Raw genomic sequence first — 23,733 nt, forward strand, 5'->3', positions numbered from 1 at the left:
GCTACATTAGCTAAGCAATTAAACCTAGATGCAATTCATGACACAGTACATGAAATGTGTAAAGATGAAGCTAGACATGGTCAAGCATTCAAGGGATTATTAAACAGATATTTCGGTTAGTAAATAGAAAAAGATCCTAGAAGATTAATCTTCTAGGATTTCTTTTATTGCAATTAAAACAACATCCTGGTGAGTATGATGAATAAAGTGATCGGCTCCCTTAACTAATACTTGCTTACTTCTTGAAGACCAAGTGATTAAGTCTTTTTGGGTGTTAATCCAAGCGTCTTTTTCTTCTTTACTAAAGTTTTTTTCATTTTCTGCTGTGAGAATAATTAAAGGTATATCTCCAATAGACTGAGATTTATCTAATACTTTAGTACAATTAGAAGATAAGCTCTTAAGTTCTGTAATCATATCTTCGTTCCAAAAGTTTCTTATAAATAAAGCTTTTTTTATTCTATTTACTTCAGCGGTTATATTATTAATTTGAAGTTTATTTTTAAAATATGGAGTTAAAGTTAATAATCTTAATATACCAGTATATTTTAAAATCTGTAAAAAGCGAATTGATATAATGCTTGTCTTTTTCTTGTGTTCTATGAACCAAGGGTTTAGCGCATCAATCATAACTATTCCTTTTACTTCGTTAGGATATAGCTGAGCAAAACGTAATGCCTCTAATCCTGCCATAGAGTGAGCAACTATTACATATGGAGGAGTGTGACCTGATGCTTTTAGAGATTGTCTTAAATTTTCAACGATGGCATCTATATTAGCATCATATTCTACATTGTCACTAAAACCATATCCATAGCGTTCAAATAATGCTGTTTTTGAGAACTTAGATACATTTTCTTGAAGTTTATAGTAATCACAATAAGGGCTAGTTACTCCAGAGCCTGATGTGAATACAACCGTATTATTTCCATTTCCTTTAGAAAACATATGAGTATTACCGGTATCTAATTTTATTATATCTCCAGGAGGGTTTAAATTTTTATCTTCAATGAAGGATAAAAACTCCTCACATATTAAACCTATAATTAATAAAATCACAAGAGCCAAAAGAGTGTATAATAAAATAATCATAATAAACCTCCTATATGATGTAATTTTAGTATACTTTTAATTTACAAAATATGTCAATAAGATTAATGGAAAGTTTACAGAAGCTATATATTTAAATTTGATTACTATATTTAAAAAAGATATAATTTTAATAATTAGTATAATTAGGAGGATAGGATTATTATGAAAATAGCAATTGCTATAGGTGTTCTTATTCTAGTAATGAATATCGTTTTTTCTTTTTCGCTTATTTTTATAGAAAGAAAAGATCCAACAACAACATGGGCATGGTTGTTAATAATGATATTACTTCCTGGAATAGGATTTATTATATATCTTCTTCTTGGTCAAAATCTGAGTAGAGAAAGATTGTTTAAGGAGAAAACAGTTCTCGATGAAAATAAAAGAAGGGAACTATCAATTCAGTTTACTGAGGCCAGTGAAGGTCATTCTGGAAGCGATGAATATTTAGATTTAAGGAGAATGAATTACAATCATTCTGGAGCTAAATATACTACAGGAAATGATATTGAAATATATTATGATGGAGAAGATAAATTTGCAAGGTTATTAGAAGATTTAAGAGGAGCAAAGAAATACATACATATCCAATATTATATATTTAGAAAAGAAAGTATAGGTAAAGAGATAATAAAAATATTAGAAGAGAAGGCTGCTGAAGGAGTAGAAGTAAGATTTTTAGTGGATAGTATGGGCTCATATAAACTTACAAAAAGAAGTTTAAAGAAGTATATACAAAATGGAGGGAAATTTGAAATATTCTTTCCAGGAATATTGCCTCATATAAATACCCGTATTAATTATAGAAATCATAGAAAAGTTGTGGTTATTGATGGTGAGTATGGCTATACTGGTGGGTTTAATGTTGGAAAAGAATATGTTAATTTAGATGAAAAAATAGGATTTTGGAGAGATACTCACATAAGAATAAGAGGGGAAGCAGTAAATGATTTAAATGAAAGATTTCTTTTAGACTGGTGTTATGCTTCTGGAGAAAAAATAGATGATTTTACAGTATTTTATCCAAAACATCCTTATAAAGATGGGGGGAAGGGAATACAAGTAGTTACAAGTGGTCCTGACCATAAAGAAGAATATATTAAGCATGCTTATATTAAAATGATTAATAATGCTAAAAAGAATATATATCTTCAAACTCCATATTTTGTTCCAGATGAGCCTATGTTAGAGGCATTAAAGTTAGCTGCTTTATCAGGTGTAGATGTTAGAATAATAATACCAGGAAAGCCTGACCATATATTTATGAAATGGGCTGCAAGTGCGTATATAGGGGATATTATTGAAGCTGGTGGTAAGGTATATACGTATGAAAATGGATTTATACATTCTAAAACTATAGTCGTTGATGGGCAAGTAGCTAGTGTAGGAACAGCTAATATGGATATAAGAAGTTTTAAGTTGAATTTTGAAGTTAATGTTTTTATATATGATTCAAGTGTAGCAAGCGATATGGAAAATCAATTTTTTGTAGATATAAATGATTCTGAGCTTATTACTAAAGCAGAATATAATGGAAGAAGCAGTTGGCTTAAAATGAAAGAATCTATAATAAGATTACTTTCTCCAATTTTGTAAAAAAATATAAAAAAATATTGACAGTGGAAGTGAGTTTGATATAATTAATGAAAAAAGATACCGTGTTTTTCACGTGGAGTGGAGGATATTATGAAAGGAATTATAGAAGCATTAGTAGCAAAATTTTATAGCTTTATATATTTTATATTCTGGGGCTTTTACTTTAGCGCTGGCTACTTCTTCTGCAAAAAAATAAATAATTCTTTTCAAATGAGTATTTAATAATTTAAGTTAAGATTGAATATTTTTATATGTAATTATTAGAGAGAGCTCATTAAAGGCTCTCTTTTTTATTAAATAAAATTAAATATTATATATTTTAAGGGGGCAAAAACATGATAGTAATTTTAAAACCAAACACAGAGCAAAAAGAGATTGACAGATTAACAGAGGCTCTTCAAAACAAGGGGGTTGAAGTTAATCCGGTAGTAGGAAAAGATTTAATTATATTAGGGTTAGTTGGAGATACAAGTAGATTAGATCCTACACAAATTGAAGCAAATAGAAATGTAGAAAGAGTGATGCATGTAGCAGAGCCTTTCAAGAAAGCTAATAAAATGTTCCACCCTGAACCAACAATTGTTGATGTAAAAGGAAATAAGATAGGTGGAAAGAAACTTGCTATGATAGCAGGGCCTTGCTCAGTTGAAACAGAAGAACAGATTTGTTCAATTGCTGAAGATGTTAAGAAATTAGGGGCAAATTTCTTAAGAGGTGGAGCGTTCAAGCCTAGAACTTCACCATATTCATTCCAAGGATTAAAATATGATGGATTAGAATTACTAAAGATAGCTAGAGAGAAGACAGGACTTCCAATAGTAACAGAAATAATGTCACCATATGATATAGAGGTATTTGAAGAGAACGTTGACGTTATTCAAGTTGGTGCAAGAAATATGCAAAACTTTGATCTTTTAAGGGAATTAGGAAAGACATCAAAAACTATTCTTTTAAAAAGAGGATTATCTGCTACTATAGAAGAATGGTTAATGTCAGCTGAATATATAATGGCTGGTGGAAATGAAAATATAGTTCTTTGTGAAAGAGGTATAAGAACATTTGAAACATATACTAGAAATACATTAGATTTAAGTGCTATTCCAGCAGTTAAGAAGTTAAGTCACTTACCGGTTGTAATAGACCCAAGTCATGCAGCAGGAAAGTGGTGGATGGTAGACCCATTATCAAAAGCAGCAGTAGCTATAGGCGCAGATGGTTTAATAATTGAAGTACACAATGATCCAGCTAATGCGTGGTGTGATGGACAACAATCAATTAAACCAGATGTATATGGTAACTTACTAGAAGAATTAAGAGTTATTGCTAATGCAGTGGGAAGAGAAATTTAATTAGAAGGATGATTATAAGTGAAAAGAAATTTATTTGTTGACCTAAAAGAAAACAGCTATAACATCTTAATAGAAAAAGGATTGTTAAGTAAGTTAGGTGAAGAACTTAAGAAGATATATTTTGGTGAAAAGATATTTATAATTACAGATGAAAATGTAGATAAATATTATGGTGATAAGGTTAAAGATGAATTAGATAAGGCTGGTTATAAAACTAGAAAAATGGTTTTAACTCCAGGAGAAGAGACCAAGTCCTTTAGTACATTACCAAGTATATATAATGAACTTTTAGATTTTAAGCTAACTAGAAAAGAACTTATAATTACTTTAGGTGGAGGCGTAATTGGAGACTTAGGAGGCTTTGCAGCCTCCACTTTCCTAAGGGGTGTTTCCTTTGTACAGATTCCTACATCTTTGCTTGCACAAGTAGATAGTTCCGTAGGAGGTAAGGTTGCTGTAGATTTAGAAAAGGGAAAGAATTTAGTAGGAAGTTTTTATCAACCTAAAGCAGTTTTTATAGATCCTGATGTACTTAATACTTTGCCTGAAAAATTTTATAAAGATGGGATGGCAGAAGTAATTAAATATGGATGTATTAAGGATATAGATTTCTTCTATATGCTTAAATCATTAAAATCAAGAGAAGAAGTTATGAATAATATAGAAGATATTTTATATAAATGTTGTTATATTAAAAAATCTGTTGTAGAAAGAGATGAAAAAGACTTAGGGGAAAGAATGCTTTTAAATTTTGGTCATACCTTAGGCCATGCAATAGAAAAATATTATAATTTCACTGGATATAGTCATGGTGAAGCAGTGGCTATTGGAATGTATAATATTTCTTTAAAAAGCGAAGATGAGGGTATAACTGAAAAAAGTGTATCTGAAGAAATAAAAGAAATTCTTATAAATTATGACCTTCCATATGAAGTTGATATTAAAGATAATAATAAAATTATAGATACTATTTCTTTAGATAAGAAGAATATAGGAAATGTTTTAAAGGTGATTTTATTAAAAAGTATAGGTGAAAGTATTATATACGATACTACATCAGATTTCTTTAAGGTGGTGAGATAGTGGGGGATATAAAGGTGTATCCAAGTAGACTTAATGGAGAAGTGAAAATTCCACCATCAAAGAGTATGGCACATAGAGCTGTAATTTGTGCAGCATTAGGAGATGGGCTAAGTAAAATTAGTAATATAGATTATTCAGACGACATAATAGCAACTATAAATGGTATGAGAGCCATAGGAGCTGTTATTGAGGAGAAGGATGAATACTTAGAAGTAAGAGGCATTAACTCTAAGGAGTTAAGTGCTAATAGAGATTTTGAAAGAGTAGTGGACTGTAATGAGTCTGGATCTACATTGAGATTTTTAGTACCTATTTCTTTAGCATTTGAAGGTGTAACAAGGTTTGTCGGAAGAGGAAACCTTGGAAAAAGACCGTTAAAGACATATTATGATATTTTTGATAATCAAGGAATAGAGTACAGCTATTTAAATGGTGTTTTAGATTTAGTGGTATCAGGGAAATTAAAGTCAGGAACTTATAAAGTGGAAGGAAATATAAGCTCTCAGTTTATAACAGGGTTACTATTCACATTACCATTACTAGATGGAGATTCTAAGATTTCTATTACTACAGAGCTAGAATCTAAGGGATATTTAGATTTGACTCTTTCTGCTATGAAGGACTTTGGTATAAAAGTTATCAATAATGAATATAAAGAATTTATTATTAAAGGTAATCAAAGATATAGAAGTAGAGATTATAGAGTAGAGGGAGATTACTCTCAAGGTGCATTCTTTTTATCAGCTGATGCTTTAGGAAATGAAGTTACAGTACTTGATCTTAAAGAGGATTCTCTCCAAGGTGATAGAGAAGTAGTTGATATATTAGAAAGAATGGGGCTAGTAATAGAAAAAACTAACTTGGGAATGAATGGAGAAGTTAATAATTTAAACTCCACATTAATTGATGCATCTCAATGCCCAGATATTATACCAGTTTTATCAGCTGTGGCAGCATTAAGCAATGGAAAAACAGAAATTATTAATGCAGGAAGACTTAGAATTAAAGAGTGTGATAGACTTGCAGCAGTTACACAGGAATTAAATAAATTAGGAGCAAAAGTTACTGAGAAGCCAAATGGATTAATTATAGAAGGCGTTAGGGAACTAGAAGGTGGAGTAGAAGTTTGGAGTCATAAGGATCATAGAATAGCAATGACTTTAGCTATTGCTTCAACAAGATGTAAGGCTCCTATTATTATAAAAGATTATGAGTGTGTATCAAAATCATATCCACACTTTTTTGAAGATTTTAAGAAGCTAGGAGGAAGATTAGATGAGTGGCATGTGGGGAAGTAACATAAAGGTATCCATATTTGGAGAGTCCCATGGAAACGCTATAGGAATAACTATAGATGGTCTTCCTTCGGGAATAGAATTAGATTTAAATAAAGTAGATGAGGAAATGAAGAGAAGAGCACCAGGTAGAAGCAAGTTATCTACTTCGAGAAAAGAGAGTGATGTTCCTGAAATTCTAAGTGGGTTCTTTGAAGGAAAAACAACTGGAACACCTCTTTGTGGAATGATAAGAAATAGTGATACAAGATCAAAAGATTATGGGAAGTTAAAGGATTTAATGAGACCAGGTCATGCCGATTACACAGGTAATATAAGATATGCTGGTTTTAATGATTACAGAGGGGGAGGACATTTCTCTGGAAGAATTACAGCGCCGTTAGTATTTGCAGGAGCTATCTGTAAACAAACATTAGAATCTAAAGGAATATATATTGGTGCTCATGTAAAGAAAATTAAGAGTATAAGTGACGAATCATTTGATTATACCAATATATCTAAAGAGCTATTAGATGAACTTAAGAAGAAGGAATTACCTTTATTAAAACCTGAGAAGGAAGAGGAAATGAGAAAGGTTATTTTGGAAGCTAAATCTAATGGAGACTCTGTTGGAGGAGTAATTGAATGTAGCGTTATAGGGATAGAAGCAGGACTTGGTGATCCATTCTTTGATTCAGTTGAATCAACATTATCGCATCTTTTATTTTCAGTTCCAGCAGTTAAAGGAGTAGAGTTTGGATTAGGTTTTGATATTGCTGAATTATATGGATCAGAAGCTAATGATGAGTTTTACTACGAAAATGAGAAAGTAAAAACAAGAAGTAACAATAATGGTGGAGTGCTAGGTGGTATTACAAATGGGATGCCTATTATATTTAAATGTGCTATAAAGCCAACTGCATCCATAATAAGGGAGCAAAATACAATAAATATAAGAGAACATAAAAATGAATCTTTAATTATTGAAGGTAGGCATGATCCTTGCATAGTTCAAAGAGCTATACCTGTAGTTGAAGCTGTGTGTGCAATAGGAATTCTTGATTTAGTAAAGGGGCGATATGGATGGGAGCTTTAGATGACTATAGAAAAGAGATTGATGATATAGATAGAGAGCTTATTGGTTTATTTGAAAAAAGAATGAATGTTGTACTAAATGTTGCTAAGTATAAAAAAGATAATAAATTAGAAGTTCTTCAAAAAGGAAGAGAAACAGAAGTAATAAAAAAAGCAATAGATGCATTAAATGATAAAGACTATTCAGATGAAGCAGTTAGATTTATGAATGCAACTATGGAAATAAGCAGAGGATTACAAAAAAGAAAAATTCAAGATGGTAAAAAACTTAAGGATATAAATGTAGAAAGAGAAAGTATTAATAAAAATAAGAAAGTTGGATTTCCAGGAGTAAGTGGTGCATTTACAGAAGAAGCTTTAATAAAGTTCTTTGGAGAAGGATGTGAAAGAAGTGCTTATGAAGAATTTGAAGATGTATTTATAGCGCTTCAAAATGGAGAAGTGGATTATGGAATTATTCCCATAGAAAATTCTTCAACTGGAGGAATATCTGATACTTATGACTTATTAAGAAAGTATGGATTCTATATTCTAGGTGAGGAATGCATTAGAATTGAACAGCATTTAGTAGGATTAAAAGGTTCTATAGTAGAAGAAATAGATGAGATATATTCCCATCCACAAGGTATTGAACAAAGTAGTGAATTCTTAAAGCAGTATCATCATTGGAAGCTTATACCTTTTCATAATACTGCAATAAGTGCAAAGCTTATTAAAGATCTTAGTGATAATACAAAAGCGGCAATTGCAAGTAAAAGAGCAGCTGATATTTATGGACTTAAAATAATAAAAGAATGCATTAATAATCAAAAGGATAACTTTACAAGATTTATTGTTATATCAAGAGAGCTTAAGGTGGTAGAAGAGGCAAATAAGGTGAGTGTGGTTTTCTCACTTGAAAATGAAGCTGGAACATTATATAGGTTATTAAGGCATTTTGCAGAAAATAATATTAACCTTATAAAGATAGAGTCTAGGCCAATGAAAGATACTTCCTGGAGATATTTCTTATACTTAGATTTTGAAGGGGATATAGAAAGTAAAGAAGTTAAGAATGCGCTAAGACTTATAGAAGAAAATTCAGCATACTTTAAATTGTTAGGTGCTTATGAAAGAAAAACTAACTAAGGAGTGTAGTATGGAGTTTTATGGTTTATTAGGAGAAAAGCTATCTCATAGTTTATCACCACAAATTCATAAGAGAATATTTGATTTAATAGGAATTGAAGGAGCTTATAAACTATTTCCTGTACCTAAGGATAAGGTGAAAAAGCTTGGAGAGGGTATAAAGATTTTTGGAATAAGAGGTATGAATGTAACTATTCCTTACAAAAAAGAGGTTATGGATCAGCTTGATTTTATATCTGATGAAGCAAGGAAGATTGGAGCAGTAAATACTATAAGTTTGGAAAATGGAAAACTTTATGGTTATAATACAGATTATTATGGATTTGGCTGTATGCTAGATATTAATAAAATTGAAGTTAAGGATAAAAGAGCAGTAGTATTAGGAACAGGGGGGGCTGCAAAAGCAGTTGTTACGTACCTTCAAGATAAAGGAGTAAAGGAATTATTTGTAGTAAGTAGAAATAAGGTGAATAATAACTGGAACGGTGAAGTTAATTTAATAGATTATTCTGACTTACAGAGCTTAGAAGGTGACTTACTTATTAATACAACTCCAGTTGGTATGTACCCCAATGTAGGAAAATCTCCTGTAGGTGAAGAGGTCATAAAAAGATTTGAAGCTATAGCTGATTTAATATATAACCCAAGAGAGACAGAATTGTTAAGGTTAGCTAAGTTAAATGGTAAAAAAAATTGTGATGGATTATATATGTTAGTAGGGCAAGCGGTAAAGGCTCAAGAAATATGGCAAGACATGAATATAGATAATAAGGTGACAAGTATTATTTATGAAGAACTTAATGGTGAATTCAACTAGAAAAGGAGAATTTTCATGAGTATGTTAAATGATAAGGTATTTTTGATAGGAATGCCTGGATGTGGAAAAACTACAATAGGTAAATTACTTGCTAAAGAGCTAAATTACACATTTTATGATATGGATAAATATATAGTAGATATATCAGGAAAAGAAGTCCATGAATTGTTTAATGAAGGTGAAGAAGTATTTAGAAAGTGGGAAACAGAAGCTTGCAAAGAACTTTCTAAAAAGAGAAATAGTATTATTTCTACCGGAGGTGGAGTAATAAAGACATCTGTAAATAGAGAAATACTAAGGAGTAGTGGATTAGTAGTGTTTATTGATAGACCTGTCGAAAATATTATTGGAGATGTAGACATAAATACAAGACCTTTATTAAAAAATGGAGCTGATGAAGTTTATAAGTTATATGAAGAAAGATATGAATTATATAAAGAAACTTCACATATAAAAGTTTTAAATGATGGATTTATAAGAGACACCATTGATAATATTAAGAAAAGCCTTAATGGTAGAATCAAGGAGTAAAGTTATGAAGATTATGGTTATTAATGGTCCTAACTTAAATATGTTAGGTATAAGAGAAAAAAATATTTATGGAACAAAAGATTATAAAGATGTATGCAAATACATTAAAGATGAAGGTGAAGAAAGAGGTCACCAGATAGAAATTTTTCAAAGTAATATAGAAGGTGAAATTATTAATTTTATTCAGAAAGCTTATTTTGAAAAATATGAAGGGATAGTAATAAATCCAGGTGCGTTTACTCACTATAGTTATGCTATTCATGATGCAATTAAAGGAGTGGACATACCAACTATTGAAGTACATTTATCTAATGTACATAAAAGAGAAGAATTTAGAAAGATTTCAGTTACTGCACCAGCATGCGTAGGTCAGATAGCTGGTTTTGGAGAAGTTGGATACATACTAGCAATTAATGCATTAGAAAGTATGTAAAAAAACTAATATGTAGGATAGTAGGATTGTTTTATACACCTTTGTGGCATTATAATTTATAATATGTAATTTAAATGGAGCAAAGGTGGTAGTAATAAATATGGTTAGTACAGGAGGAATAGATATGATTATTATAATGAACCCTAAATGTGGAGATGAACAAATTAGTAAAGTGGTAAATATAGTTGAAGGAAAGGGGCTACAAACAAACCTTTCTAAGGGATCAACTTATTGCATAATAGGATGTGTTGGAGACACTGGAATATTAGATCCAGATAAGATGCTTAGAATTGATGGCGTTGATAAAGTATTAAAGGTACAAGAGCCATTTAAGAAAGCTAATAAATTATTTAAACCAGAACCAACAATAGTAGATGTTAATGGAGTTAAAATTGGTGGAAGTCATTTGGGAATAATGGCAGGGCCTTGCTCAGTTGAAAGTGAGGAACAGATTGTAGAAGTAGCAAAGAGTGTTAAATCATCAGGTGCAAACTTCTTAAGAGGTGGAGCTTTCAAGCCAAGAACATCACCTTATAGTTTCCAAGGTCTGGAGTTAGAGGGGCTTAAATTATTAAAGGTTGCTAAGCAGGAGACTGGTCTTCAAATAGTAACAGAAATAATGTCTACAGATTATATTGATGATTTTGTAGAAAATGTAGATGTAATTCAAATAGGTGCAAGAAATATGCAAAACTTTGACTTGTTAAAGCAAATAGGTAAAACTAATAAACCTATACTTTTAAAGAGAGGTTTATCAGCAACTATTGAGGAATGGTTAATGTCAGCTGAATATATAATGGCTGGTGGTAATGAGAATGTTATTCTTTGTGAAAGAGGAATAAGAACATTTGAAACATACACTAGAAATACTTTAGACTTAAGTGCAGTTCCTATGGTTAAGAGATTATCTCATTTACCTATTATAGTAGATCCAAGCCACGCAGGAGGATACTGGTATCTTGTAGAACCACTTGCTAAAGCAGCTATTATGGCAGGAGCAGATGGATTAATGATTGAGGTTCATAATGATCCTGAAAATGCTTTAAGTGATGGCCAACAATCAATTAAGCCTGAAAGCTTTAAGAACCTAATGGATAAGGTTAAGGTTATAGCAAAGATGGAAGGTAAAGAGATTTAATCTTATTAGGGGGATTATAAATGAATATTGTTATAGTAGGTCTTGGGGTAATTGGTGGTTCCTTTGCCATGGGGCTAAAAGAGGCTGGATATAAAAATGTATTTGGGGTTGATGTAGATGAAGATACATTGACTAAGGCTAAAAGTCTAGGGCTAATAAAGGAAGGATGTAAGACTGGAGAAAGTTTTTTCAAAGAAGCTGATTTGACCATACTAGCAATTTATCCTAAGTTAGTTAAGAAGTTTATTGAGGACAATAAGGAGAATTTTAAGGCTGGTTCTGTAATAACAGATGCAACTGGAATAAAAGAAATGTTTATAAAAGACATTGTTGAAATTTTACCTAAAAATGTGGATTTTGTTTTTGGACACCCTATGGCTGGTCGAGAAAAAAAGGGAATAGATTTTGCAACTAATGATGTATTTAAAGGAGCAAATTATATAATAACTCCAATAGAAAGAAATAAGAAAGAAAATTTAGATTTAGTAGAAAATATAGCATTAAAAATGGGATTTAAAAGAGTAAGAAGGATAACTCCAGAATTTCATGACGAAATGATAGGTTTTACATCACAATTACCACATGCTATGGCTGTAGCTCTAATTAATAGTGATGAAGAAGGTAGAGATACAGGAAGTTTTATTGGGGATAGTTATAGAGATTTAACTCGTATTGCTAATATTAATGAAGAATTATGGAGCGAACTTTTCCTGGGAAATAAGAATAATTTGTTGAAAGCTATCAATAATTTTGAGTTAGAGTTAGATTTGATAAAAAAGGCCATACATGATAACGATAAAGAGACTCTTATGAGATATTTTAAGAAATCTTCTGAGAGAAGAGAGAGACTTTAATGAATAACTTCAGTGAAAACTCCGCTTTTGCGGAGTTTTTTATTCTTTAGGAAACTATAGATTAAATTAAATTGTGGATAACTTCAACATTTAGATGTTAATAAACTTTATTTCTTCCTAAAGAATAAAAAATAAAATATATGCCCCTGCAAGATTTTCCTCAGGCAAGCTTCGGAAGCTCTAATGAGTAAGTTCTATTTACCAAATTTAAATTTGGAATATCACTTATGCAGATGGGCGAAAAAAATCGACGGCTCCACAGTCGCCTTGGCGATTTTTTTATTATAAATAAAAGAGAAATTGCGTTAGCAATTTCTCCTCCTTAATTATTCATTTTCTTTGTTTTCTTCAATTAATTCATATATTGTTTTAGAAGTTGTATCTTCCATAGTATATCCTAATAGCCTAACTATTCTTTCTAACTTTTCTTCTGAGTCAGTTTCTATTTCTATATATGGAAAAGGGCAGAATGTAGTATCGTTTATATCAATTTCTACTAGTCCGTCTTCTAATTGATAGCTCTCCCTATATTTCTTTATAGATTGATGTAATTTTAGTCCTAGCACTTCATACATTCCTTCTGCTGTTTTTTTATCATCTACTTCAAATTCATATTCTTCCATCTCTTTAAATTTACCTTGGGAAAGCATTTTTTTTGCTGTTATGTAGATAACTTCTTTATTATTTAATATATCAGATACAGTTCTAATTCTAGCGTATCCTTTTTCAGCTAATAGTCTTCCGTCTTCAAAGTCATATATATCATTTATTTGATTTTCAGCCTTAACTTTAAGAGCACCATTTTCAACAAGTGTGTTTCTAATGGCAGCTACATCAATTTTTATTATTCTGGTTTCTAGCTCTTTCATAATAATCTCTCCATTAAATTGTTTTATTTACTATTATATCATATAGTTTTTCAAATTTAACAATTTATACTCTTGTATTTAACTTTAAAAGGAATTAGAATTTACATATTAAAATAGGATATAATAAAAACAAAGAATGTATTACATTTTAGGTAGGAGGATTTTATTATGGCTAAACATTTACACATAATGGCTGAAGAAGGAGCTATAGCAGAAACTGTATTATTACCAGGAGATCCATTAAGAGCAAAGTTTATAGCAGAAAATTATTTAGAAAATGCAAAGTGTTATAATGAAGTTAGAGGAATGTATGGATATACAGGAACATATAAAGGTAAAAGAGTTTCTGTACAAGGTACAGGTATGGGATTACCATCTCATTCTATATATGTTAATGAGTTAATTAGATTCTATGGAGTTAAGAGATTAATAAGAATAGGTTCAGCAGGGTCTATGAATGAGGATGTAAATGTTAGAGACATAGTTTTGGCGCAAAGTGCATCAACTAATTCAGGAATTAACAGAAGAAGATTTCATGGAATGGATTATGCTCCAACAGCTAACTTTGATTTACTATTAGAAGCATATAATATTGCAAAAAGTAAAGGGGCAAATGTAAAGGTAGGTAATATATTATCATCTGATTTATTCTATGATGATACTGATGTATCCATAAAGCTATGGGCAGATTATGGATGCTTAGCTGTAGAGATGGAAAGTGCAGAATTATATACATTAGCTGCTAAGTATGGTGTAGAGGCTTTATCAATACTTACAATTTCAGATCATATTTTTAAGGGAGAGGAAACTACTCCAGAAGAAAGACAAGATAGTTTTACTGAAATGATGGAGATAGCATTAGAGCTAGCTAAATAGTATTTATAAATAAAAGGATATTTGGGGGATTTATATGAGTAAAAAATGGAAAGAAGTTATTAGAAAAGTTATTTTTGTTATTGCTTTGATAGTTTTTATATGGTCAGCTTATGAGCTATTTACTATTTTTAATGAGTATAGGAAAAATGCTAATAGTTATAAGGATATTGAACAGTATGCCCCACAGGTAGTAGAGAATAATGATGGTGATTCAAAGGATAAAGATGATGTTAAACCATATGTATTTAAGGAAGAAGACTATAATAAGCTTTATGAGATAAATAATGAATTTAAAGGATGGCTTATGATACCAGGCACTAAAGTTAATTATCCAGTGCTTCAGGGGCAAGATAATGATTATTATCTTACTCATAACTTTAAGAAAGAGTATAATGCTGGTGGAGGAATATTTATATCCTGTGATAATCCAGATCCTTTTAATGAGAAAAATACGATAATACATGGACATTATATGAAGGATAAGAGTATGTTCGGTTCACTTCATAGCTATAAGGATGGTGAATTTGCAAAATCAAATAATAAGTTTTATATAACTACAAAAGATGGAACTTTAGAGTATGAGATATTTTCAATATATATTGAGCAAGCAAATACTAATCCATATAGATTTAATTTTAGTTCAGATGAAGAGTATGTAAAGTATTTGAATGAACTTAAGAACAAGTCTATGCATAAACTTGTGGATTATGAACTTACAGGTCGGGATAAAATAGTAACTTTGTCAACATGTTCCTATGAACAAGAAAACAATAGGCTTTTAATCCATGGGAAATTAATAAATAAGTAGATTTAAATATATAATTTTAATAAAAAATGTAGAAAGTCTTAGGAGTTTCTACATTTTTTTATGTTCTAATTGTTAAATTCACGTTATAATATTGTTAGAAAAATTAAAAATATATTAAAAATAAGTTAAAAAGAGCATTTTGAAGGAGAGATATTATAGTGGATAAGTTCAATATGATAATTGAATTATTTGGAGGATTAGGTTTATTTCTATTTGGTATGAAACTAATGGGGGATGGCCTAGAAAATGCAGCAGGAAATAAGTTGAAAAATATTTTAGAAAAGGTAACTAGAAATAAAATTATTGGAGTATTAGTTGGAGCAGCCGTAACTGCTGTAATACAAAGTTCAAGTGCTACGACTGTAATGGTTGTAAGTTTTGTTAATGCTGGATTAATGACATTAAGCCAAGCAACTGGAGTAATAATGGGTGCATGTATAGGAACTACTATAACAGCACAAATGGTTTCTTTTAATTTAAATCAATTAGCCCCCATTTTTGTAGGTGTTGGTGCAATAGCATTATTATCGGTAAAGAAAAAGAAATCTAAAGATTTAGCTTCTATTGTATTAGGATTTGGTATTTTGTTCTTAGGAATGGGGATAATGTCTGGTGCTATGAAGCCATTAACACAATCAGATGCCTTTAGAAATGTTGTAGAAATAATGGGAAGCAATAGATTCTTAGGAGTTCTAGCAGGACTTGGAATGACAGCGATAGTTCAAAGTTCATCAGCAACTACAGGTATGCTTATAGCTCTTGCAACAACAGGTTCTATAGATATACATGTAGCATTACCTATCATATTGGGATGTAATATAGGAACATGTGTAACTGCATTATTAGCTTCAGCTAGCGCAAATAAGAAAGCGAAGAAAGCTGCAATAATACATTTATTATTTAAGGTAATAGGTGTAATAATAGTATTACCATTCTTAAATTATCTTGCGATTATAGTTGAGTATATAAATCCTACAGATGTAGCAAGACAAGTTGCTAATGCACATACTATATTCAATGTTTCTGTAACATTAATCCTATTGCCATTAAGTGAGTATCTTATAAAGATTGTAGATGCTATGATGCCAGAGAATGAAAAAGATGAAGTAGAAACAGATAGAGCAATATATCTTGATAAAAATTTACTAGAAACTCCTATATTAGCTATTGGACAAGCTTATAAAGAAACAGTTAGAATGGGTGAGATAGCAAAGAAGAATATTGAAGAGGCAATGTATGCCCTTTTAAATAATAATGAAGAAAAAGTAAAAGAAGTGTATAAGAGAGAAAAGATAATAAACAATTTAGAACAAGAGATAACAGATTATCTTGTATTATTATCATCACATGAATTACCAGAGAAGGATAGCAAAATTTTAAGTGCTACTTTCCATGTAATTAATGATATTGAGAGAATTGGAGATCATGCTGAGAACATAGCTGATATGGCAATTGAAAAGATGAATAAAGAAATCTCTTTTGGAGAAGAAGCTACTGAAGAAGTAGAATTAATGTATAAAAAGACATTAGAGGCATTAACTTTAGCTATAGAAAGTTATAGAAATGAAGATAGTGTTAGTGCAAAAAATATTTCTGTTATAGAAGAAGGAATAGATAAGTACGAGAAGAAGCTTAGAAATAATAATATTAAGAGATTAAATGGAAAGTTATGCAATGCTAATTCTAGTACAATGTTCTTAGATTTAATAAGTAATCTAGAAAGAATAGGGGATCATTCTAATAATATTGCTGAAGCCATTATGTAAATAAGACTTGCTTTACCTTGTTAATATAAATTTTCATTGATAAAATAATAAATGAATAATAATAGAGGTGAAGATAATGGATTACGTTAATGACATAAATATAAATGAAGCTGTTATTCATATATTAGATAACAATAGTACTGAGCCTATCTTAAACGAATATAAGTTGGAGATGGAAGAAGATACATATAAATTTATATATAAGCATATAGAAAAATGTTTTAATGATGAAGAGTTAAAATATGCTAAATTTAATGAAGAGAGAAATATTGTTAAAGAAATTGGTCAAGATTATCTTAATGGAGAGAATAATGATTTAATTACCCTTTCTAAAGAGTTATCTAGGCAGTTATTTTCTATAATGAAGGGGAATGTAAATATACCTTCTTGTGACTTAATTGTGGCATCTATAATAACAGATCAAGGTCCTATGATTGCTATATTAAAGATGGATTATGTAAAGAATTTTACTCATGAAATAGAGTTTGTTGATGATAAGATTGGAATTGGTATAGTTCCACAATCAGCAGGTTTACCTGGAAGTGGTCAAAAGATACAAAAAGCAGCATTTATAAAACCTATAAAAGAAGAGGATACATATAATTTAATGGTGTTGGATAAACAGAAGAAGAGCAAAGAAGAAGATGAATACGGAGCTAATTACTTCATAAACAGCTTCTTAGGTTGCACTATTGTAGCTAATGAGAGAGATATGACTAAAACATTTTTAAAAGCTGCAGAGACGTGGACTAGAAAAAACTTTGCTGAAGATGCTGTTACTGCAGAAAAGGTAAGAACTACTGTAAAGGGAAAACTTAAAGAAGAGGATATTGTTAACATAGATGAGTTATCCCATGAATTATTTAAGGATGAGCCAAAAGCAAAAGAGGAGTTTCGTACTTTTGTAAAAGCTCAAGGATTAAATGATGATGTTCAAGTAGATAAAACATGGGTAGAAAAGAAACTAAAAAGAGTAAGACTTAAGATAGATAAAGATATAGATCTTTACATAAATGAAGAAGTGTATCATGATAGTAACAGATTTGAAATTCAGCGTAATGGAGATGGAAGCATAAACATGATAATAAAACATGTTATGAATTATATAGAAAAATAGGTACAAGGTACAAGGTACAAAAAAAGCTCGCCGAATGGCGAGCTTTTTTCATTACCTTCTTACCTTAATTAGTTCATTATCTCAAAATCATCATTTGTTAATTTAAAGATTTCTTGTGAACCTTCTGTTAAATAAACTTTATGATCTTTTGTTATAAAAATTGCTTCTATATCAGGTAGTGAGTTTACAAATTCTAATCCTTTAGCTACTCCCATAGAGAAAACAGAAGTAGAAAGGGCATCACCATCTATAGATTTATCACTAATTATAGTAACTCCAGCTATTTCGTTATCATAAGGATATCCGGTTTCCGGAGATAAGATATGATGATATTTAACTCCATCTTGTTCTATAAAACGTTCATATATTCCAGATGTAACTATTGACTTATCTTTTACATTTATCGATCCTACTATTTCTCCACGAGTTTGATCAGGATTTTGAATTCCTATTCTCCATAGTGTATTTTCGGCTTTTTCACCTAAGGCATAAACATTTCCTCCTAAGTCGATAATAGCTTTTTCTACGCCTTCATCTTTTAGAGTTTGAGCAATAACATCTGCAGTATAGCCTTTTGCTATTCCGCCTAAATCTATAATCATACCAGGTTTCTTTAAAAATACGGTTTTTTCAGAATCATTAATTTCTACATCTTTATAATTTATGTATTTAAGGGCTCCTTTTATTTCATCAAGTGTAGGGACTTTTGCTTCTGGTAGGCCTATACTCCATAGTTTAACTAGGGGACCGATAGTTATATCAAAGGAACCATTTGTAAGACTAGAGTACTCTAAACCTTTTTTTATTATGTTATAAGTATCATCACTTACTTTTACAGGTTTTATTCCAGCGTTGTTATTAACTTCATCTAGTTCAGTGCCTTCCATATTTATACTAACAAGTTGCTCTATCTTTTTTACTTCTTCAAAAGCCTTATCTATTATTTTTTCACTTTTATTATCATATAGGGTTACTGTTACAACAGTTCCCATGAAATATTCAGTTTTAGAAAGTGGTTTTGAATCATCGTTATTATTGGTACATCCAATAAGAGAAAAAATAAGAAAAATTCCCATTAATAAGCTAATTGCTTTATTTTTCATAAGTTACCTCCTAAGATTTATTATATTTAGTATTCCCAAACTTTCTTAATTAAGTAGAAAAAAGACCTTAGGGAATCCCTAAAGTCTTTTAATTTTAAAGAAACGACTATTCAACTACAGTTTTGTCAGTAGTTCCAGCGTTTGCGTTTTCTATAGCTTTAGCAGCTAACTTCTTGAAAGTTTCAGTAGTTCCAGTAGCACCAGTAACTGCATCGATATCAGCAGCTTGCTTTTCAACTAGTTTTTCACCTAAAGTCTTGAAAGCTGTAGCAGAATCGATTCCTGATTTAGCTTTGTAAGCTGTATTGTATCCTTCATCGTCTTTCTTAGAACCCTTATCGTTAGTCATATCGAAGTCAGCAGAAACGATCTTTCCGTCTTTAACTTCAATAGCTAAAGATGAAACGTATCCTTTATCATCTGCCTTTGATTCAACTGCGTACTTACCGTCTTTCATTCCTTCTTCTTTGCTTCCGCATCCTGCTAAAACAGCAACAGAAAGCATTGTAGCAGCAACTAAGCTTAAAATTCTCTTTTTGTTCATGAGTAAAATCCCCCTTAAAAAATAACATTTTATATTACGTTAAAATTATGACAAGTGAATGTCGAAAAAGTTTTCAAATTCGACATTACTAGTTAATTATACACAAAAAACAAACCAATGGGTATTAAAATAAGTTATAGTACATTAATAATTCTTATGGTAAATTTAATTTTATTAAAGAAGAAGCTAGTAATATCAATAGTTAGAGGCTATTTGTATAAAAAGGTAAAAATATAAGAGGTATATGATACTAGTTTATTCTTATAGACATACCATATAGAAATCTATAGAATCAGATTTGTTGTTTTGATTAAGTTTTATTTTTAACAAAAAATTTATATATGAGGTGAAATTATGTCGGATAAGAAAAACATCCTTATATTAGGTGCTGGATACGGTGGAGTCCACGTAGCTAAAAAATTAGCAAAAAAATATAAGAAGAATAATAATGTAGAAATTACATTAATTGATAAGAATCCATTCCATACACTAATGACTGAATTACATGAAGTAGCAGGAGGAAGAGTTCATCCTGAATCAGTTCAAATTGAATTAAGTAAAATATTTGCTAGAACAAAGGTTAATGTTGTTACTGATTTAATAGAAAAAGTTGATACTGATAATAAAACAGTAAAAACTACAAATGGTAACTACACTTATGACTACCTAGTAGTAGGTACAGGAAGTGAACCAGCATTCTTTGGTGTTCCAGGAGTAAAAGAAAATGGATTTACTTTATGGTCATTTGAAGATGCTATGAAGATTAGACATCACGTTCAAAAAATGTTCAAGCTTGCAGCTAAAGAAAGAAATGAAGCTAAGAGAAGAGAAATGCTTACATTTGTAGTAGCTGGTTCTGGTTTCACAGGAATAGAAATGGCTGGGGAACTTTTAGAATGGAAAACTAGATTAGCTAAAGAACATAATGTTGATGAAAATGAAGTAAGACTTATGGTTGTTGAAGCTATGGGAACTATTCTTAACATGTTAGATAGAAAGCAAGCTGATAAGGCTGAAAAGTACATGGTTAAGAAGGGAATGACTATTCTTAAGAATAGCCCAATAGTTGAAGTTGCTCCAAATAAGATAGTGTTAAAGAGTGGAGAAGAAATCGAAACTAACACATTAATTTGGACATGCGGTATTCAAGCAAATGAAGAAGTTAAAGAATATGGTTTAGAAACTGCAAGAGCTGGTAGATTAGCTACTAACGAATTTATGCAAGCAGTTAATAAAGAAGAAGTATTCGTAGTTGGTGACTTAAACTACTATGAAGAAGAAGGAAAAGGAACTCCTCAAATAGTTGAAGCTGCAATTCAAACTGGTGATGTTATCGCTAAGAATATAATAGCTTTAATGGATAAGAAGAAGGATTTAACTAAATTTAAATCAAATTACCATGGATTTATGGTATCAATAGGTGGTAAGTACTGTGTTGCTAACTTAGCTGGAATCAAGCTTGCTGGATTCTTTGCGATGATAATGAAACATTTAGTAAACTTACACTACTTATGGGGTGTTAACAATGTTAATGCTTGTTATCACTACTTACAACATGAATTCTTCTCAATGGAAGATAACAGATGTATAATGAGAGGTCATTTATCATCTAAGTCAAACAGACTATGGTTAGTACCATTAAGACTATATATAGGTGTACTTTGGTTATTAGAAGGTCTTAAGAAGTTTGTTGGTGAAGGAACATGGGAAAATCATGGAATCAAAGCTTTATTTAATGGAAACATGGTTGGTGGAGACAGCTGGTTAAAGGCTGGAAACATTAAAATGCCATTTACTTGGTTACAAACTGCTGCTGATTCAGGTGCTTCTGCATCAGGAGAAGCAACAACTGAATTTGCAACTCCAATATTAGAAAAAATGCCTAAGTTCTATGAAGCAATAATGCAAATATTTATACCAAACCCAGAAATAGCTGTTTGGTTCCAAAGAATCGTTGTTATAACTGAAATTGGTATAGGTTTATGCTTAATCGCAGGATTATTCACATTCTTAGCTTCAGGAGCATCTGCATTTATGGTATGTAACTTTGTTCTTTCAGCTATGGCAGGATGGGATATATTATGGTTCTTCTTCGGTTCAATTGCTCTAATGGGTGGAGCTGGTAGAACATTTGGATTAGATTATTATGTTATGCCATGGATAAATAAGATTGCTGGTAACTGGTGGTTAGGTAAGAGAGTTCCAGTTTATAAACAAAAATAGTAATTTGACATAAATAAGGATAGGATGGTATATAACCATCCTTACCTTATTTTATTTTTGAAGTTATAATAAGATAGACAAGCCTCTGATACAGAAATAACATAAAGGTATAAAGGTGATGATATTTTATGTTTAAAGATAAAAAGATTTTTAAAAAGTGGGATGTAATAATAATAGTTTTATTATTAGTAGGATCTTTTACACCAGAAATAATATTAGGTACTAAATTGAAAGAGAATTATAATATTACATATGCCGAAATTACTATAGGTGGAAAGTTGTATAAAAGAGTTGCGCTTACAGGACATAAGGAAGAAGAAACTATAGAAGTAGATACTAAATGGGGTAATAATATAGTACTTGTTAAAGATGAGCAAATAGCCATGATTGATGCAGATTGTTCAGACAAATTATGCTTAGAACAAGGTTATATTTCTAAGCCGGGTGAAAGCATAGTGTGCCTACCTCATAGAGTAATGATACAGGTTATCGGAGAAAATGACGATGATATAATACTTTCATATTAGGAGAGAAACAAATGAAGAGAAGTAGAAAAATTGTATATATAGGTCTATTAGTATCTCAAGCACTTGTTTTACATATTTTTGAAAATATGATTCCAGTACCTTTCGTCACTCCAGGAGCAAAGCTTGGACTAGCCAATCTTGTGACAGTTTTAGCTCTATATACTTTAAGCAAAAAGGAAACTTTACTGGTACTGTTTTTAAGATTAACTTTAGGGTCTATCTTCGGTGGAAGTCTTTCGGCATTTATGTATAGTGCAGCTGGTGGAATTTTGAGCTTTTTAGCTATGGTTCTTATAAAAGAATTATTTAAGGATAAGATAAGTATAATAGGTGTCAGTGCATCTGGTGCTGTATTTCATAATGTTGGACAAATTTTAGTGGCTTCTGCAATTGTACATAATATAGGAGTTACATTGTATTTACCAGTACTATCTATAGTTGGTATAGTAACTGGAATATTTATAGGAATCACATCAAATTATTTGGTTGAACATTTAAGAAAAATACCATATTTCAAGCAAGTTACATGAGGTAAATAGATATGGATAAAATTTGGGATAACTATGTTGGAATAAAAGAAGAGTTAGAAGACATAGTTGCTTTAATGAAGAAAGAAACAAAATGCAAGGATAAAGTTATAGAAAATTCTATAAAAGATTTAATTGAATCAGGTGGAAAAATGGTGAGACCTGCCTTTGTTATAATTGGCTCTCACTTTGGTAATAGAGATAAAGAAAGAGTAAAGGCTATAGGTGCTGTATTAGAAATGTTTCACATGGCAACCTTAGTTCATGATGATGTTATAGATGATGCTAAGTTAAGAAGGGGTAATGAAACGGTTCAATCAAAGTACGGAAAAGATTATGCTGTTTATATAGGGGATTACTTATTCTGTGTATGCTTTAAGATATTAGCTAGCAATGCATCTTTAGCGAGTATAAAAATGGACTGTAAGTCAATGTCTAGAATTTGTATGGGTGAAGTTAATCAGCTTAATTCTAGATTTTCTACTAGGTTATCAGTAAAGGATTATTTAAGTAGGATATCAGGTAAAACTGCAGAATTATTCTCATTGTCTCTATATTTAGGAGCAGCTGAAAGTGGTTGCGAAAATAAACTAGCTAAAAGATTATGGAATATAGGACATAATATTGGAATGGCATTCCAAATTATTGATGATATTTTAGATTATGTAGGCAATGATGAGAGTATTAAAAAATCTGCAGCAAATGATTTAAAACAAGGTATTTTTACTATACCATTTATTTATGCTTATAATAATGATAAGAAAGCTTTTAAAAAATATTTAGAAGCTGATTCCATAACTGATAATGAAGTAAAAGAAATAATTGAGTTAGTAAAACAAAATGATGGGGTAGATAAAGCAATGGATTTAGCCCAAAAGTATACTGACAAAGCTTTTAAAGATATAGATAAATTACCTGAAAATGAGTATAAAGAGGTGCTAAGAGCACTTGCAGAAAAATTAATACTTAGAAAATATTAAAAG

At 30.7% G+C, this 23,733-nt stretch carries 24 protein-coding genes and 1 pseudogene; 21 read left to right on the plus strand and 4 right to left on the minus strand.

All coding sequences use genetic code 11. The features are described from left to right. Positions 1–120: pseudogene (locus I4V16_RS07895) on the plus strand (NADH peroxidase); the annotation flags it as partial. Positions 121–144: 24 nt separating this feature from the next. Here I4V16_RS07895 and I4V16_RS07900 read toward each other — a convergent pair. Next, positions 145–1,092, minus strand: coding sequence for an alpha/beta hydrolase (locus I4V16_RS07900; protein ID WP_049177490.1), 948 nt, complete (start codon positions 1,090–1,092; stop codon positions 145–147). 162 nt (positions 1,093–1,254) lie between these two features. Here I4V16_RS07900 and cls point away from each other — a divergent pair, with 162 nt between their 5' ends. From cls to I4V16_RS07955, 12 genes are all read left to right on the plus strand, one after another. After that, positions 1,255–2,688 carry a cardiolipin synthase gene (gene cls, locus I4V16_RS07905; protein ID WP_049177489.1) on the plus strand — a complete coding sequence of 478 codons (1,434 nt, stop codon included), beginning with the start codon at positions 1,255–1,257 and terminating at the stop codon, positions 2,686–2,688. Between the two features lie 90 nt (positions 2,689–2,778). Further along, positions 2,779–2,910 carry a hypothetical protein gene (locus tag I4V16_RS17590; protein ID WP_271804954.1) on the plus strand — a complete coding sequence of 44 codons (132 nt, stop codon included), beginning with the start codon at positions 2,779–2,781 and terminating at the stop codon, positions 2,908–2,910. A gap of 113 nt (positions 2,911–3,023) precedes the next feature. Further along, positions 3,024–4,037: a 3-deoxy-7-phosphoheptulonate synthase gene (gene aroF, locus I4V16_RS07910; protein ID WP_195573304.1), complete on the plus strand. Its 1,014-nt coding sequence runs from the start codon at positions 3,024–3,026 to the stop codon at positions 4,035–4,037. Positions 4,038–4,055: 18 nt separating this feature from the next. Then, positions 4,056–5,120, plus strand: coding sequence for a 3-dehydroquinate synthase (aroB, locus tag I4V16_RS07915; protein ID WP_049177487.1), 1,065 nt, complete (start codon positions 4,056–4,058; stop codon positions 5,118–5,120). Next, positions 5,120–6,418 (plus strand): 3-phosphoshikimate 1-carboxyvinyltransferase, encoded by a 1,299-nt coding sequence (gene aroA, locus I4V16_RS07920; RefSeq protein WP_195573302.1) that lies wholly within the window; start codon positions 5,120–5,122, stop codon positions 6,416–6,418. Before aroB ends, aroA begins: the two co-directional genes overlap by 1 nt. After that, the gene (aroC, locus tag I4V16_RS07925; RefSeq protein WP_049177483.1) at positions 6,396–7,490 is read left to right on the plus strand and encodes a chorismate synthase; all 1,095 of its coding nucleotides are present in this window, start codon (positions 6,396–6,398) and stop codon (positions 7,488–7,490) included. The genes aroA and aroC overlap by 23 nt, the downstream gene beginning before the upstream one ends. Beyond that, positions 7,478–8,617 (plus strand): prephenate dehydratase, encoded by a 1,140-nt coding sequence (pheA, locus tag I4V16_RS07930; RefSeq protein ID WP_099329249.1) that lies wholly within the window; start codon positions 7,478–7,480, stop codon positions 8,615–8,617. Before aroC ends, pheA begins: the two co-directional genes overlap by 13 nt. A gap of 10 nt (positions 8,618–8,627) precedes the next feature. Continuing rightward, positions 8,628–9,434 carry a shikimate dehydrogenase gene (gene aroE, locus I4V16_RS07935; RefSeq protein ID WP_195573300.1) on the plus strand — a complete coding sequence of 269 codons (807 nt, stop codon included), beginning with the start codon at positions 8,628–8,630 and terminating at the stop codon, positions 9,432–9,434. Between the two features lie 15 nt (positions 9,435–9,449). Next, complete coding sequence (locus tag I4V16_RS07940; protein WP_080351790.1) at positions 9,450–9,965, plus strand: shikimate kinase; 516 nt, start codon at positions 9,450–9,452, stop codon at positions 9,963–9,965. Positions 9,966–9,969: 4 nt separating this feature from the next. Next, positions 9,970–10,398 (plus strand): type II 3-dehydroquinate dehydratase, encoded by a 429-nt coding sequence (aroQ, locus tag I4V16_RS07945; RefSeq protein ID WP_049177480.1) that lies wholly within the window; start codon positions 9,970–9,972, stop codon positions 10,396–10,398. 124 nt (positions 10,399–10,522) lie between these two features. Continuing rightward, positions 10,523–11,536, plus strand: a complete 1,014-nt coding sequence (gene aroF, locus I4V16_RS07950; RefSeq protein WP_049177492.1) for a 3-deoxy-7-phosphoheptulonate synthase — start codon at positions 10,523–10,525, stop codon at positions 11,534–11,536. A 20-nt stretch (positions 11,537–11,556) separates the two neighbouring features. Next, positions 11,557–12,390 carry a prephenate dehydrogenase gene (locus I4V16_RS07955; protein WP_111937824.1) on the plus strand — a complete coding sequence of 278 codons (834 nt, stop codon included), beginning with the start codon at positions 11,557–11,559 and terminating at the stop codon, positions 12,388–12,390. Positions 12,391–12,716: 326 nt separating this feature from the next. On the opposite strand, the gene I4V16_RS07960 is transcribed toward I4V16_RS07955, so the two are convergent. Then, positions 12,717–13,259, minus strand: a complete 543-nt coding sequence (locus I4V16_RS07960; RefSeq protein WP_049179932.1) for a CYTH domain-containing protein — start codon at positions 13,257–13,259, stop codon at positions 12,717–12,719. Positions 13,260–13,427: 168 nt separating this feature from the next. Between I4V16_RS07960 and deoD the strand changes: the two genes are divergently transcribed. From deoD to I4V16_RS07980, 4 genes are all read left to right on the plus strand, one after another. Continuing rightward, positions 13,428–14,135, plus strand: coding sequence for a purine-nucleoside phosphorylase (gene deoD, locus I4V16_RS07965; protein WP_049179934.1), 708 nt, complete (start codon positions 13,428–13,430; stop codon positions 14,133–14,135). A 34-nt stretch (positions 14,136–14,169) separates the two neighbouring features. After that, positions 14,170–14,943, plus strand: a complete 774-nt coding sequence (gene srtB, locus I4V16_RS07970) for a class B sortase (RefSeq protein WP_049179936.1) — start codon at positions 14,170–14,172, stop codon at positions 14,941–14,943. Positions 14,944–15,101: 158 nt separating this feature from the next. After that, positions 15,102–16,709 (plus strand): Na/Pi cotransporter family protein, encoded by a 1,608-nt coding sequence (locus I4V16_RS07975; RefSeq protein WP_111937823.1) that lies wholly within the window; start codon positions 15,102–15,104, stop codon positions 16,707–16,709. 76 nt (positions 16,710–16,785) lie between these two features. Beyond that, a complete protein-coding gene (locus I4V16_RS07980; protein ID WP_099329243.1) occupies positions 16,786–17,826 on the plus strand; it encodes a nucleoid-associated protein in 1,041 nt (346 codons plus the stop codon). Between the two features lie 68 nt (positions 17,827–17,894). Here the strand turns inward: I4V16_RS07980 and I4V16_RS07985 are convergent, their stop codons facing one another. Then, positions 17,895–18,929, minus strand: a complete 1,035-nt coding sequence (locus I4V16_RS07985; RefSeq protein ID WP_111937822.1) for an FAD:protein FMN transferase — start codon at positions 18,927–18,929, stop codon at positions 17,895–17,897. A gap of 106 nt (positions 18,930–19,035) precedes the next feature. Next, positions 19,036–19,473, minus strand: coding sequence for an FMN-binding protein (locus I4V16_RS07990; RefSeq protein ID WP_049179941.1), 438 nt, complete (start codon positions 19,471–19,473; stop codon positions 19,036–19,038). A gap of 354 nt (positions 19,474–19,827) precedes the next feature. On the opposite strand from I4V16_RS07990, the gene I4V16_RS07995 reads away from it, so the two are divergent. The 4 genes from I4V16_RS07995 to I4V16_RS08010 all read left to right on the plus strand — a co-directional run bounded on the left by I4V16_RS07995 (position 19,828) and on the right by I4V16_RS08010 (position 23,730). Further along, positions 19,828–21,696: an FAD-dependent oxidoreductase gene (locus tag I4V16_RS07995; RefSeq protein WP_099329242.1), complete on the plus strand. Its 1,869-nt coding sequence runs from the start codon at positions 19,828–19,830 to the stop codon at positions 21,694–21,696. Between the two features lie 128 nt (positions 21,697–21,824). Next, positions 21,825–22,223 carry a NusG domain II-containing protein gene (locus tag I4V16_RS08000; protein ID WP_207738434.1) on the plus strand — a complete coding sequence of 133 codons (399 nt, stop codon included), beginning with the start codon at positions 21,825–21,827 and terminating at the stop codon, positions 22,221–22,223. A gap of 11 nt (positions 22,224–22,234) precedes the next feature. After that, a complete protein-coding gene (locus I4V16_RS08005; RefSeq protein ID WP_049179945.1) occupies positions 22,235–22,753 on the plus strand; it encodes a Gx transporter family protein in 519 nt (172 codons plus the stop codon). Between the two features lie 11 nt (positions 22,754–22,764). Continuing rightward, complete coding sequence (locus I4V16_RS08010) at positions 22,765–23,730, plus strand: polyprenyl synthetase family protein (protein ID WP_049179947.1); 966 nt, start codon at positions 22,765–22,767, stop codon at positions 23,728–23,730. Positions 23,731–23,733: the final 3 nt, after the last annotated feature.

It is taken from the genome of Clostridium sp. 1001283B150210_160208_E6 (assembly GCF_015669365.1).
Lineage (GTDB): Bacteria > Bacillota > Clostridia > Clostridiales > Clostridiaceae > Clostridium > Clostridium paraputrificum.